The sequence below is a fragment of the Iodobacter sp. genome, from assembly GCF_025352645.1.
Lineage (GTDB): Bacteria > Pseudomonadota > Gammaproteobacteria > Burkholderiales > Chitinibacteraceae > Iodobacter.
In genome coordinates this window covers 31,870-44,145 of the sequence record NZ_JANXSO010000161.1, presented here as the reverse complement: position 1 = coordinate 44,145, position 12,276 = coordinate 31,870, and the positions used below count along the sequence as shown (strand labels likewise).

The 12,276-nt window shown below is 46.7% G+C and carries 14 protein-coding genes; 5 read left to right on the top strand and 9 right to left on the bottom strand.

Annotation, left to right across the window (positions count from 1 at the left end; all coding sequences use genetic code 11):
• Window positions 1–285: 285 nt before the first annotated feature.
• Complete coding sequence (gene yihA, locus Q0R17_RS17865) at window positions 286–951, bottom strand: ribosome biogenesis GTP-binding protein YihA/YsxC (RefSeq protein ID WP_293937507.1); 666 nt, start codon at window positions 949–951, stop codon at window positions 286–288.
• Between the two features lie 107 nt (window positions 952–1,058).
• Between yihA and Q0R17_RS17860 the strand changes: the two genes are divergently transcribed.
• The 4 genes from Q0R17_RS17860 (at window position 1,059) to Q0R17_RS17845 (ending at window position 5,678) form a co-directional block, all read left to right on the top strand.
• Entirely contained in the window at window positions 1,059–1,688 is a 630-nt protein-coding gene (locus Q0R17_RS17860) for a cytochrome c (protein ID WP_293937504.1), read from the top strand.
• Window positions 1,689–1,849: 161 nt separating this feature from the next.
• Window positions 1,850–3,859: a cytochrome c biogenesis protein ResB gene (locus Q0R17_RS17855; protein ID WP_293937502.1), complete on the top strand. Its 2,010-nt coding sequence runs from the start codon at window positions 1,850–1,852 to the stop codon at window positions 3,857–3,859.
• Complete coding sequence (ccsB, locus tag Q0R17_RS17850) at window positions 3,856–4,992, top strand: c-type cytochrome biogenesis protein CcsB (protein WP_293937500.1); 1,137 nt, start codon at window positions 3,856–3,858, stop codon at window positions 4,990–4,992. The genes Q0R17_RS17855 and ccsB overlap by 4 nt, the downstream gene beginning before the upstream one ends.
• A gap of 203 nt (window positions 4,993–5,195) precedes the next feature.
• Window positions 5,196–5,678, top strand: a complete 483-nt coding sequence (locus tag Q0R17_RS17845) for a hypothetical protein (RefSeq protein ID WP_293937497.1) — start codon at window positions 5,196–5,198, stop codon at window positions 5,676–5,678.
• A gap of 60 nt (window positions 5,679–5,738) precedes the next feature.
• Here Q0R17_RS17845 and Q0R17_RS17840 read toward each other — a convergent pair whose 3' ends face one another.
• The 3 genes from Q0R17_RS17840 to Q0R17_RS17830 all read right to left on the bottom strand — a co-directional run bounded on the left by Q0R17_RS17840 (window position 5,739) and on the right by Q0R17_RS17830 (window position 8,222).
• The gene (locus Q0R17_RS17840; RefSeq protein ID WP_293937535.1) at window positions 5,739–6,119 is read right to left on the bottom strand and encodes a diacylglycerol kinase; all 381 of its coding nucleotides are present in this window, start codon (window positions 6,117–6,119) and stop codon (window positions 5,739–5,741) included.
• Window positions 6,107–6,865, bottom strand: coding sequence for a BPSS1780 family membrane protein (locus Q0R17_RS17835; RefSeq protein WP_293937494.1), 759 nt, complete (start codon window positions 6,863–6,865; stop codon window positions 6,107–6,109). The genes Q0R17_RS17840 and Q0R17_RS17835 overlap by 13 nt, the downstream gene beginning before the upstream one ends.
• Before the next feature lie 163 nt (window positions 6,866–7,028).
• Window positions 7,029–8,222, bottom strand: coding sequence for an acetate/propionate family kinase (locus tag Q0R17_RS17830; RefSeq protein ID WP_293937491.1), 1,194 nt, complete (start codon window positions 8,220–8,222; stop codon window positions 7,029–7,031).
• Between the two features lie 386 nt (window positions 8,223–8,608).
• Here Q0R17_RS17830 and Q0R17_RS17825 point away from each other — a divergent pair, with 386 nt between their 5' ends.
• On the top strand, window positions 8,609–9,085 hold the full coding sequence (locus tag Q0R17_RS17825) for an E3 binding domain-containing protein (protein WP_293937488.1): 477 nt from the start codon (window positions 8,609–8,611) through the stop codon (window positions 9,083–9,085).
• Window positions 9,086–9,140: 55 nt separating this feature from the next.
• Here Q0R17_RS17825 and Q0R17_RS17820 read toward each other — a convergent pair whose 3' ends face one another.
• The 5 genes from Q0R17_RS17820 to Q0R17_RS17800 all read right to left on the bottom strand — a co-directional run bounded on the left by Q0R17_RS17820 (window position 9,141) and on the right by Q0R17_RS17800 (window position 12,241).
• Complete coding sequence (locus Q0R17_RS17820) at window positions 9,141–9,422, bottom strand: hypothetical protein (RefSeq protein ID WP_293937486.1); 282 nt, start codon at window positions 9,420–9,422, stop codon at window positions 9,141–9,143.
• 342 nt (window positions 9,423–9,764) lie between these two features.
• Window positions 9,765–10,835: a 3-deoxy-7-phosphoheptulonate synthase AroG gene (gene aroG, locus Q0R17_RS17815; protein WP_293937483.1), complete on the bottom strand. Its 1,071-nt coding sequence runs from the start codon at window positions 10,833–10,835 to the stop codon at window positions 9,765–9,767.
• A gap of 74 nt (window positions 10,836–10,909) precedes the next feature.
• Window positions 10,910–11,326, bottom strand: a complete 417-nt coding sequence (locus Q0R17_RS17810) for a Fur family transcriptional regulator (protein ID WP_293937480.1) — start codon at window positions 11,324–11,326, stop codon at window positions 10,910–10,912.
• Between the two features lie 12 nt (window positions 11,327–11,338).
• Window positions 11,339–11,755, bottom strand: coding sequence for an RNA polymerase-binding protein DksA (gene dksA, locus Q0R17_RS17805; protein ID WP_293937477.1), 417 nt, complete (start codon window positions 11,753–11,755; stop codon window positions 11,339–11,341).
• Window positions 11,756–11,938: 183 nt separating this feature from the next.
• Window positions 11,939–12,241 (bottom strand): c-type cytochrome, encoded by a 303-nt coding sequence (locus Q0R17_RS17800; protein WP_293937474.1) that lies wholly within the window; start codon window positions 12,239–12,241, stop codon window positions 11,939–11,941.
• Window positions 12,242–12,276: the final 35 nt, after the last annotated feature.

Below are 12,276 nucleotides of genomic sequence, written 5' to 3'. Positions count from 1 at the left end.
ATTTCTGCAGCGAAAGATCATATACTCGCCACAGCACGAACACCACATTGTATCTACGGCGAGCAGCTACTGCACCGCAATATAAGACAATTCTAAAGGATTACTAAGCGAATAAGTCAAAGATAGGTGAAATAGAAAAAAGAAACCCCGGTCAGAGCATGCATCGACCGGGGTTATATACGCTTTGGCACGTTGCCAAAGTACCCGCTCAGGGAGGAAAAAGCGGGAGGTGCAGGGGCGCACCTAAAGTCAAGATAGGACGTTGATATAGAACTGCAAGCTAGATCACTCCCCGTCTGTCGGTTCTGAATTTTCCTCGTCTATGTCATCATCTGCAGCAAGCATTTCTTCACGGTAATTCATGGCGTCAAACCAACCACCAACAACCTTTTCCGTGATATCCACACCTAACTTTTTAGAACTAGAAAAGAGCTGAACGGTAATCATCGCCTCATCAGCAAACTCCGCTTCTACCTTACGTAGAATCGCAATTTGTTCCTGACGATTCAGCTTATCGCACTTAGTTAAAATACAATGAATCGGCTTACCCGTCGGGCGAAACCAATTCAGCATCTGCCGATCTAAATCAGTAAGTGGGCGACGGGAGTCCATAATGAGCACAAGGCCGATTAAATTTGTCCGACGGACCAGATATTGACTAAGCAATCTTTCCCAGTGTTGCCTAACTGACACAGGTACTTCGGCATAGCCATAGCCAGGTAGATCCACAAGGCGGTTATTCGCATTACCAAATTGAAAATAGTTGATGTGTTGAGTACGGCCTGGTGTTTTAGAAACAAAGGCAAGCCGCGTATGGTTGGCCAGTGTATTAATAGCACTAGACTTGCCGGCGTTGGAACGACCGGCGAATGCAACTTCCATACCGTCAGCCGGAAGAGCCTTCAGGTCATTGACGGTTGTCAGGAATTGCAAGCCTTGAAAAAGCGACATTGGGTAACCACTGTGGTTTGTGAACAGGTCTTGTTATAGAATACCAGCATTTGAATGATCGTCGGCCGGTTCAGCTCGGCCACATTGCACTTTTGAGGATAATACTTATGCGCCGTGCGCCTGTTGCAGCAATCATTGCCACACTTTTGATGATGGCCCCGACCGCATTTGCCACCGGCAGCACGAAAGCAGATCCGGCTAAAGGTAAAATACTGGTTGATCAAGTCTGTGCGGCCTGTCATGGCGTAGATGGCAATAGTGCGGCTTCTGCCAATCCTAGCCTTGCAGGCCAACATCCTGAATATATTGTAAAACAATTGACCGAATTTAAGGCGGGTAAGCGCAAAAATCCCGTAATGATGGGTATGGCAGCGCCTTTGTCTCCAGAAGACATGCAAAACATTGCCGCCTATTTCTCTACCCAACAAGCTAAGGATCGTGGCGCTTCTGATAAAGAGCTGATCGAAGCAGGTAAAAAGATCTATCGTGGTGGCGTCATGGCCAAGGGTGTTCCAGCCTGTATGGCCTGCCACGGCCCTTCTGGCGCTGGCATTCCAGGACAATATCCACGTATGGGTGGCCAACATTCGGCCTATATCCTGAGCCAACTCAATGGTTTCCGCAGCGAAGACCCTAGCACAAGTCGTGCCAATAATCAGGTTATGAAAGATATTGCCAGCAGAATGTCTGACAACGAAATCAAAGCCGTGGCTGAGTACATCCAAGCTCTGCATTGATTAGCCTTAACTTGGCAGCACTTCGTTCTTTAGTGAGCGAGCACTGCCACTCCCTACTGGAACTTTTTCCGGTATCAGGGATCTCTCGTGCAAATGTCACAGCTTACATTCACCACTAGGGATCCCCAGACCAAGGGGCTTTTGCCCCTTTTTGACTTCTTATGACACCCAAAACTTCCTTTTCTAAAGCACTCTACGAGCTATTCTCGTCCATGCGCTTTGCCGTCAGCCTGCTAAGCATTCTGGCTATCGCCTCTATGATTGGCACTGTGCTCAAGCAAAACGAGCCTTATCCAAACTATAAAATTGAGTTTGGCGAATTCTGGTTCCAAGTATTCCACCCACTCGGCCTATTCGACGTTTACCACAGCGCGTGGTTTTTGCTCATTTTGGTTTTTTTAGTGCTATCTACCAGCCTGTGCATTTGGCGGCAATGGCCTGGAATATGGCGGGATGTACGTGGCTATCGTGAAAACGCCACACAGAATTCGCTACGTTTAATGTCGCACCACCACGAGATTAATCGTGAGCTTGCAGCTGGAGAGGTGATCGATGCGCTATCTAATCGTGGCTACCGTAGCCGAGTTAAAGAAGAAAATGGCCATGTACTGATCGCCGCCAAAAAAGGTAGTTTTCAGCGCTTAGGCTATTTATTTGCCCATGCCGCGATTGTAGTGATTTGTGTGGGAGGCTTGCTAGATGGCAATGTGCCCCTCAAACTCACCGAGTTATTTGGCTTTAAAACGCCAGAAACACGCGATTTGCCACAGAGTAAAGTCCCCGCGCAAAGCCGCCTACCCGAAGATAATTTATCTTTCCGTGGTAACGTCACCCTGTCCGAGGGCACGGTAGGTGATGTGGTGTTTTTAAATGCAGGCCAAGGTTATTTTGTCCAAGACTTGCCCTTTGCTGTGAAGTTAAATAAATTTCATATCGAACATTACTCCACCGGCCAGCCCAAGTTGTTTGCCAGTGATATCGATTTGCTAGATAAGAAAACCGGCAAAGTACTTAAAAGAGCCAAAGTCGAAGTTAATAAACCATTAATTTACAATGGGGTAGCGGTTTATCAAGCCAGCTTTAGCGATGGCGGCTCCAAGCTCGATATGCAGCGCTGGGATTTAAACAGCAATACGGCACGGCCACTGATTGCCCGCTCACAAGCCACCCAAGCCATACAAATTAATGGCCAGCCTTATCAATTAGAAATGGGCGATTTTCGCGCGTTTAATATTGAAAATATGGGCAAGGTTGCTAATAACACTATGGCGGTGAGCAAATTCGCCCAAGCCATGGCCTCCGCACAAACGGTGCAAAGCGAGCACAATTTAAAAAATATCGGCCCGTCGATTCAATTTAAATTACGCGATAAAAATGGCCAAGCCACTGAGTACCTCAATTACTTTGCACCATTCTTTGAAAAAGGTGCGGGCTATGCCGTCACCGGCATGCGTACCGAAGTGGCAGCACCCTTTCAGTTTGTACGTATTCCACTGGATAAGGAGCTAGAAGCTAACACCTTTATGCGTTTACGTGCGGCCCTGCTGAATAAATCGCTCTACCCAGAAATTGCCCGCCGTACTGCCGCTAAAGCCTTCCAAAGTGGTGGTATTTCTAAGGCTGGTGAAGCGCAATTTAGTGATGTAACTAGCGGCGTATTGATGCGCTTTAGCGAAGGTGGCTTTCCCGCAATTGAAAGCTTCCTCGAGCAAAAAGTACCTAAAGATCAGCGCCAAACCGTAGCCCAAACCTATATCAAGATCTTGCAAGGTGCCGTTATTGACGTGATGGATGTGGCGCAAGAAAAAGCGGGGCTGGCGGTATTACCCATGGATGAAACGCAATATCGCTTTTTGATGGATAGTTTAGTGGCGGTGAGCAGCTTATTTGAATATGGCCCACCGGTATGGTTAGCCGCCAATCACTTTGAAGAAGTCAAAGCCAGCGGCTTTCAAATTACCCGCGCTCCTGGGCAAAACATTGTCTATTTTGGCTCGCTATTATTGGTAATCGGCATTTTCTGCATGTTTTATATTCGTGAAAATCGCGTTTGGGTTCGCCTTGCTGGTGGAAAAACCCTGATCGCGATGAGTAGCAATCGCAAAAACTCCGATCTAGATCGAGAATTTGCCGAGCTCAGCTCGGATTTTGCCGAAGGAAAAACCCCATGAGTTTCACTATCTCCAAACGCCGTGTATCGCTATTTGACATGCTGTTTGCCTTTGTCATTATTGCTGGCGGCCTGTTTGCGTATAAGCGCTACGCCAATTTTATGGATTATTACGAAGAAGGCATCTTGCTTGGGGCCATAGCAGCCATTGTGTGGTTTGGCCGCTTTTGGCCTGCCATGCGCGTCTTTCTGCCTATCAGTGCCCTCTTTGCCCTCGCAGGGATATCGCTCTACCAAGGCAACCTTGCCAATGGGCAAAGCGTATTCTGGCTGAAATATATTTTATCCAGCCAATCGGCAGTAATGTGGATGTGCGTGCTTTATCTACTCGCCACCTTAATGTATTGGTTGGGTATGTTGCGCCGCTCCAACACCGCTTTAGACATCGCCAGCAACCTCACTTGGGCGGCCGCTTCAGCCGCCTTGGTCTCTAAACTGGTGCGCTGGTACGAAAGCTATTTGATTGGGGCAGACGTGGGGCATATCCCCGTTTCTAATCTTTACGAAGTATTTATTCTGTTTTGTATGATCACCACTTTGATGTATTTGTATTACGAACAGAAATTTCAAAATCAGGGTAAAGCCAAAACCATGGGCGCATTTGTGCTGCCTATTATCATGGCGGCGGTGGGCTTTATTCTTTGGTATAGCGTGGATCGCCAAGCCCACGAGATTCAACCATTGATCCCCGCCCTGCAATCTTGGTGGATGAAGATCCACGTACCGGCTAATTTTGTTGGCTACGGTGCTTTTGCCCTATCTGCAGGGCTTGCAGCGGCTCAGCTGCTGGTTTCCAAAGGCATTTTAGCCAGCCGCCTGCCTAGCTATGAAACGTTGGGTGAGGTGATGTATAAGGCCATCTCTATCGGCTTTTTATTCTTTACGATTGCCACCATTCTAGGCGCAATGTGGGCAGCCGAAGCGTGGGGCGGCTACTGGAGCTGGGACCCAAAAGAAACTTGGGCGCTCATCGTGTGGCTCAATTACGCTTCATGGCTGCATATGCGTTTAGTAAAAGGCTGGCGAGGAAATGTATTAGCTTGGTGGGCCCTAATTGGCCTGTTTGTTACTAGCTTCGCCTTTATTGGCGTGAATATGTTTTTATCTGGTTTACATTCCTACGGCGGCCTTTAATAAGCCACTTCTACCTAATAATAATCGCCTCTATATGGGGCGATTTTTTTTGCTTAAACTTTAAGCCCAATCCTCTTTCTAAGCCACCGTTACAATTTAATGTCAGATAAATGAACTTTAAGTAAACATTTAATATTTTAATGTTGGCTTATATAGGGTCTTGGAGTAATCTCATCCAACACAACTCTATTTGGTCATCATCAATGGATCAGCAGTGCTACCGTAAAACGGCCAAAGGCAATAAGGAAATCGACGAGCGTAGTGGTTTGCTTTCTTCCACGGCACGTCGCCTGCTGATTATGCTTGATGGCAAAAGAACACGCAGTGAATTGCTTAAAGCCATGAGCTTAGATGAACTAGAAGAAGGCTTGGCTCGGCTAGAGCTACTGAAAATGGTCGAAGAAGTGAGTGCCCTTAACCAAATTGGCCTTGAAGGGATTGATAAGCAAGCCTTAGCGCAAGTATACAAAATGATGTTTATGAGTAATCAGCAGTATTTGGCAGGCAAGCTCGATCGCTTTTTAGAACAAGACTTTGCTCTTATCCAAAATAGAGCGGGGCTAGAAACAGTATTAGAACATTGGCACAAACTATTATGTGATGCTGGCCATGAAGTAACGGCTTATGCTTACTTAAAACAAATTAAATCGGCTTTAGGGTGGAATAAAAAAGTCCCATCGCTATAACGATGGGACTTTTTAAAAAGACTTTAATTAACTCATCAAGTCTCAAATAAAGCACAAAACTTAGCCTAACACTACCAAACACCACATCAGGGCTAAATTCAATAAACAAACCAATTGTGCTGCGCTGCCTAAATCTTTAGCACGTTTAGCAAGTACATGCCGCTCTAGCGAGGTGTGGTCAACTGCCGCTTCAATCGCTGAATTCAGCAATTCCACAATCATGGTGGCAAAGTGACTGGCAATTAAAATTGCACGCCCCCAATGGGGCAAGCCTGGAATAAAAAAAGCGCAGGCAATCCCTATGCATGCCAATAAACTGACTTGGCGAAAAGCCGCTTCATTCAACCAACCGGCCTTTAAGCCGTCTAAAGAATAGCCCAGTGCGTTAAAAACACGGGCAATTCCTGTTTTTCCTTTAAATGGACTTTCTAGCACGCGGATGCTCCATCAATGCCAATTGGCGTTGCTTCAAAAATTTCTTGGTAAGCTGCATACTGCATCAACATCATGACAGGCAGCACAATCAATAAGCCCAGCAATAAAGTAAATGCTGAGAAAACACACAGAACAATTGTAATCAAACCACTGACTAAAAACGCCTGCCAATTACGGCAAACGCCGGTAAAAGACAATTTCATCGCCTCTAGCGGCGTATATCCTTCAAACAAAACCAGCGCCGGAGCAAACCAAACGGCACAAATCATCGGCGTCATCAAAATTAAATTAAGTGAAGTATGCAAATACAATGATTTCATTTGTTCGGGTGTAGGCAAAGTTCCTGGAGTGATATCTGCCAAGCTGCCTTGATTACCAAATAAACTCAGCAATACCGTAACCAGCAGAACGGCGAGCACATTAATAAAACCAATCCGCAACAATGGTTTTACCTCAGACTTAAAAGCGGCAAATAAATCCAATGGGCCCACTTTATTCCCTATATCGCATTGCTTAGCGGCTAAGAATAGACCCGCAGAAAGAACCGGCGAAACTAGGGTATAGGCTATAGCGGCCACTGCAGGCAGCACGCTGGCCAGCAAAGCTAACACTAGAAATTGCAGCGCCAGCACAATCCACATGCCTGGTTGGCGACGAAATAGCTTGAATCCCTGCACATACCACTGCCAGCCTCGCCCAGCCTTTAGACGACGCGGTTCTGGCAATAAATCGATTACAGTGTCTTTATCCATTATTTTTTGTCCACTCGGACTCCGGCAAGGCCTGAAGGATACGTGAACCGGCTTCAAAGTTAAACCAAACAAAATCCATTTCAGGGTTGAATCGGTAATTAGATACGCAAAAAAAAACGGCCACATGGATCATCTCCAGTGGCCGTTTGATATGGCTAGGTATTTAAGCTGCTACACACTTTAAAGCATGGCGAGCAATCATCAGCTCTTCATTGGTTGGGATAATGTAAACAGGGATACGGCTGCTTGGCAGCGAGATGCAACGCGGCTCACCAGAGCGCTTAGCGTTTTCTACCTCATTCAGCTCCACCCCCATCCAACGCAATTCATTACACACGGTAGCACGGGCAATATCGTCGTTTTCACCAATACCTGCAGTAAACACCAGCGCATCAAAGCCTTGCATCGCAGCCGCCAAAGAAGCCGCTTCACGTACTACGCGGTGAGCAAAGTAATCGACTGCAAATTTTGCATGTGGATCTTTGCTAGCGTGTAGATCACGCATATCGCTAGAAATACCCGACATGCCCAATAAGCCCGATTTTTTGTACATCAGCTCTTCAATTTGCGCCACATCCATTTTTAGATGGCTCATAAAGTGCAGAACCAACGCTGGATCGATCGTACCGCAGCGTGTGCCCATAGGCAGGCCTTCTAAGGCCGTGAAGCCCATGGTGGTCGCTTGGCATACGCCATTAAGCAAAGCCGCCATCGACGAGCCATTGCCCAAATGAGCCACTACAGTGCGCCCTGCCGCTGCCTTGGCATCAATGGTAGGTAATACGCTGGCGATATATTCATAAGACAGGCCGTGGAAGCCATAGCGGCGAATACCATGCTGCTCGCTAAATTCATATGGCAGCGCGTATTGCTGCTCAAGCTCAGGCTGAGTGCGATGGAAAGCGGTATCAAAACACGCTACTTGTGGCACGTTTGGCAAGAGTTGGGCCAAAACACGCATCGGCATAATATTGTGCGGTGCATGCAAAGGAGCCAAAGGCACGGTCTCATCCAAGCCTTTTAATACCTCTTCTGTGATGCGTACTGGATGGCAGAAATTTAAACCACCGTGTACCACGCGATGGCCAATAGCCGCAATATGGCGGCCATTAATATGGCTATTTAGCCAAGCCAACATATGGCGTAGCGCAGAATCATGATTTTTGGGCATATCGGCTGGCATAGACTCAGACACCAGCTTGTTATCAGCTGCATCTTTGGCTACAAACTTTGGATCAACATAGATCCCATCAGCCAGGCCTTTAAAGAGCAAAACAGGGTCAGCTGCGCCGGTTTCAAACAGGGAAAACTTGATGCTGGACGAACCGGCATTGATAACTAGAACCAACTCACTCATAAACTACTCCTTAAGTATTGCACTGGCCGTGATAGGCATCGCCTTAGCACTAGCTTGTATCGATAGATCAGAACAATCACCTAGCCTAGCAAACTTCAAGGCAGGTAGATCGCCGTTTCTTCCCTGAGCTTACACATGCGAAAAAAGGGCCATGCTTGCTACGCCCCAATAACTTTTGTGGTTTTCGTGAACTACTTCATTTTGCTGAGCATCACTTAGCTGCTGAGGTAATATCCGTATAACAATTACCCTGTAGGGGCGAATGTTAAAAACAGCGATGCTGCACCGCAACGGAATAATTACTGCTGCATATTTTAAGCAACACCAAATCACCCCGTATTGGCCAAAATCAAGCTAAATCATCCCAAAATAGGTGCATATTCACCATGACGGCATTTACCACGCACCTGATTTGCGTACCTGAACTAGACAATACAGCCAGCGTAACAGCCTTACATATCTTGCCTGGCCAGCATGTCCAAATAAATACGCCACTACTTACTTTGAAATGTGGAGGTGAATTAGTAGAAATCTGCGCTCCAGAAACAGGCTGGGTTTCTCATATGATGGTGACGCTAACAGAAACGGTAGCCTGTGGTGATTTGCTCTTGCAAATGGAAATCGAAGAAGTACCCGTGCAAACGTTTGGCACAGAAGAGTTATCTTTTGCCAGCGCTTGCCAACTTGATTGGCCCGCGGCCCCTCTACTCAGCGTCAGCCCATTGGCGGCCCAACTTGCCGCCAAATTAGGCGTTGATCTCAGTACAGTGACTCCGCAGGGGCCATCGATTGAAATTGCCGATGTAGAAGCCCATGTGCGCTCGATCATGCTGCAATGGTTAGATGCTAGGTGCAACACTTAATGAGTTGAAGCAATCTACATCCATTGCATGGCATGCTTTAAGCACTCTGTATCTTTTATTTTTCCTGTAATTTTTCCATAATTTCTGTAGGGTTTTGGCTTGCAGCTAGCACTGCGCGAACTACATTAAACGCGGAAGCTGCCTCTGTAGGGTGCTTACCATACGACACCACACTGGCATGCTTCCAACCCGCGGAGAGCAAAGCATTACGCTTAAAATTAGTGCCCTCAATCCCCCCTCCTCCTAATTGCATCAGCGCTTGCTCAATCAAGACATGGGGCAGTGGGGTGCGAGAAATAATATTAAAATGATCTGGAATAACTTCATCAAATTGCATGGACTTGCTCCTTATTAGCTAATCCCTTGGTTTAAATCAGTACCGTAAAAGATCTTATTCAAGCCAGCCGATTTTCAATATTAGTAAAGAGTCTCACCAAATCCAGCAATTCCATGCCCTACGGTCAGGAAAGATAAGCCACAGCAACTCAACAAATGGTTTTTATCGCGTTTTCAATGCACTAGCAGATGTTATGCAATGCATAAAAACAGCAGCCACAAGCCATAAGAAAACCTCAGTAGGGACAGCGGCTTGCTGACCCTTACATAAGCAAGCTCTTGATTTTAAATGCAAAAACGCCTCGATTAACGAGGCGTTTTAAAGGGCTAAACTATCAAGCTATTAAATATGCACCTTGGCAATTGCACGGCGATCAACCACCGCCTTAGCCAAATCGATCAGCATGGTTTCGGTTTGATCCCAACTAATGCAACCATCGGTAATCGATTGCCCATAGGTCAGCGGAGTGCCTTCCACATGATCTTGGCGACCGCCCACGATATGGCTCTCAACCATCACACCAAAAATCGCATTATTACCACGGGCTAATTGAGCACAAACATCAGCCGATACATTCACCTGACGGCGATAATCTTTGCTGCTATTGGCGTGGCTAAAATCAACCATGATTTTTTGTGGCAAACCCGCTTTAGCTAAATCTGCCGCCGCAGCTTGTACATGATTGGTATCAAAATTAGGCTCTTTGCCGCCACGCAAAATAATATGGCAATCAGGATTGCCAGCCGTAGCCACAATCGCCGAATGGCCCATTTTGGTCACAGACAAAAAGTGGTGAGATTGGCTAGATGCGCGAATCGCATCAAGAGCAATTTTTAAATTGCCATCGGTACCGTTTTTAAAGCCAACTGGACAAGATAAGCCTGAAGCTAATTCACGATGCACTTGTGATTCTGTAGTACGCGCGCCAATTGCACCCCAGCTCATTAGATCCGCCATATATTGTGGCGTAATCATGTCTAGGAATTCACCGGCGGTTGGCATGCCTTCATTGTTTAAATCAACCAGCAATTTACGTGCAATACGTAAGCCATCATTGATGTTGAAGCTGCCATTTAGGTAAGGATCATTAATTAGACCTTTCCAACCTACCGTAGTACGTGGCTTTTCAAAGTAAACCCGCATCACAATTTCAAGATCGTTTTTGTGCAACTCGCGCAACACTTTTAACTTAGCGCCATATTCATGGGCAGCCGTTGTATCGTGAATCGAGCAGGGGCCAATCACCACTAACAGGCGATCATCCGAGCCTTGCAGGATGCGTTGAATCGCTTGACGAGTTTCAAATACCGTAACGGAAGCCACTTCACTGACTGGAAATTTTTCCATCACCGCAATAGGGGGGAGTAGTTCTTTTATTTCACGAATACGGACGTCATCTGTTTGGTATTGCATATGCTTCCCCTGTCGCATTGCCGTCTACACTGCGGCAAGTTTTGAGTTTCTATGTGGAGGGAAGAGATTAGCGTCTATCGACAGTCGGCGCAAATGCCTTTAACTGTGATTTCCACCGTACGTGCCATGAATTGCGCAGGTAAGCTTACAGGTAAATCGCTGCTAACATTTTCTAAACAGAAAAAACGCCCACATTCTTCACACTGAAAATGCGCATGATGGTGTGGAGCAGGTGCAACAGAAAAGCGCCAAACTCGATCATCCCCAGATAGCTTATGCGCCAAATGTTGTTCATTTAGCCAATCAAGCACCCGATAAACGGTGACACGATCAATGGCAGGCTGCAGCGCAGCCAAGACATCTAAATGCGATAGCGGCCGCTGTGCATCCAGTAAGGCCGCCAGCACCCGCACCCGTGCTGGCGTTGTGCGGGCACGGGTCTGGGCGACTAAATCTCGCGCTTTAGCGATTGTCTCAGCGCTATTACTCATCAAAACAGCACATTAATCTGCGTACTGTTTTTTCATACGTTCACGACGCTCTTGCGCTTCCAATGACATGGAGGCGGTAGGGCGCGCCACTAAACGCGGCAAGCCGATAGGCTCACCCGTGTCTTCGCAGTAACCGTAGTTACCCTCGTCTAGCTTACGCAAAGTGGAGTCGATCTTCATCAACAGCTTACGCTCACGATCTCGCGTGCGCAGCTCTAATGCGTATTCTTCTTCCAAAGTGGCGCGATCCGCTGGATCTGGCGTGGCTTCTTGTTCTTGCAAGTGTTGGCTGGTCTGATTGGCATTCGCCAAAAGCTCTGCTTTCATTTGCAGAAGCTTAGCCCGGAAAAACTCGAGGTGATCCGGGTTCATGTAATCATCTTCTGAACCGTTCCAGCTAATGATTTCTTGTTCCGTGAGTTTGGCCATGGTGGTTCTCCCTTTCTGCAAATGGGGGCGGGGCGTGTGTGCTGCTGCGTTGTTTCATCATATTGAAACAAATACTAGACAGAACATAAACTTACGAGCATACACCCCACCAAATGGGGAGGCAGCATAATCAAGTCGCAGCCGCAATGCAATAACTCGTTTTGCCATACGGGCGGTATGGTATTAATGAGACAACACCCAATGGATAATAATTTTTAAATCTTTCTCTTCAATTTGCTGTGCTGGCATGGGGATTTTCCCCCATTTTCCTCCTGGCAAACCTGCACGTACTTCTTTCATTAACATCTCTTCTGCATCTTTTTGTCCGCGATATTTTGTCGCAACATCCTTATAAGATGGGCCTACAATTTTACTATCAATTGCATGGCATCCCAAGCAATTGTATTTAGCAGCGACCTTGGCGCCATCCTCGGCCCAAACTAAAGGTGTACAGACCAGTAATAGCGGTAAAAAATACTTAATCATTATTTATTTATCCTTACAGGTAGATGAATGAACTA

Excerpts from the sequence above, each read along its gene's own strand:
- yihA (WP_293937507.1), bottom strand. The coding sequence starts at position 951 with ATGTCGCTTTTTCAAGGCTTGCAATTCCTGACAACCGTCAATGACCTG.
- Q0R17_RS17860 (WP_293937504.1), top strand. The coding sequence starts at position 1,059 with ATGCGCCGTGCGCCTGTTGCAGCAATCATTGCCACACTTTTGATGATG.
- Q0R17_RS17855 (WP_293937502.1), top strand. The coding sequence starts at position 1,850 with ATGACACCCAAAACTTCCTTTTCTAAAGCACTCTACGAGCTATTCTCG.
- ccsB (WP_293937500.1), top strand. The coding sequence starts at position 3,856 with ATGAGTTTCACTATCTCCAAACGCCGTGTATCGCTATTTGACATGCTG.
- Q0R17_RS17845 (WP_293937497.1), top strand. The coding sequence starts at position 5,196 with ATGGATCAGCAGTGCTACCGTAAAACGGCCAAAGGCAATAAGGAAATC.
- Q0R17_RS17835 (WP_293937494.1), bottom strand. The coding sequence starts at position 6,865 with ATGGATAAAGACACTGTAATCGATTTATTGCCAGAACCGCGTCGTCTA.
- Q0R17_RS17830 (WP_293937491.1), bottom strand. The coding sequence starts at position 8,222 with ATGAGTGAGTTGGTTCTAGTTATCAATGCCGGTTCGTCCAGCATCAAG.
- Q0R17_RS17825 (WP_293937488.1), top strand. The coding sequence starts at position 8,609 with ATGACGGCATTTACCACGCACCTGATTTGCGTACCTGAACTAGACAAT.
- Q0R17_RS17820 (WP_293937486.1), bottom strand. The coding sequence starts at position 9,422 with ATGCAATTTGATGAAGTTATTCCAGATCATTTTAATATTATTTCTCGC.
- aroG (WP_293937483.1), bottom strand. The coding sequence starts at position 10,835 with ATGCAATACCAAACAGATGACGTCCGTATTCGTGAAATAAAAGAACTA.
- Q0R17_RS17810 (WP_293937480.1), bottom strand. The coding sequence starts at position 11,326 with ATGAGTAATAGCGCTGAGACAATCGCTAAAGCGCGAGATTTAGTCGCC.
- dksA (WP_293937477.1), bottom strand. The coding sequence starts at position 11,755 with ATGGCCAAACTCACGGAACAAGAAATCATTAGCTGGAACGGTTCAGAA.
- Q0R17_RS17800 (WP_293937474.1), bottom strand. The coding sequence starts at position 12,241 with ATGATTAAGTATTTTTTACCGCTATTACTGGTCTGTACACCTTTAGTT.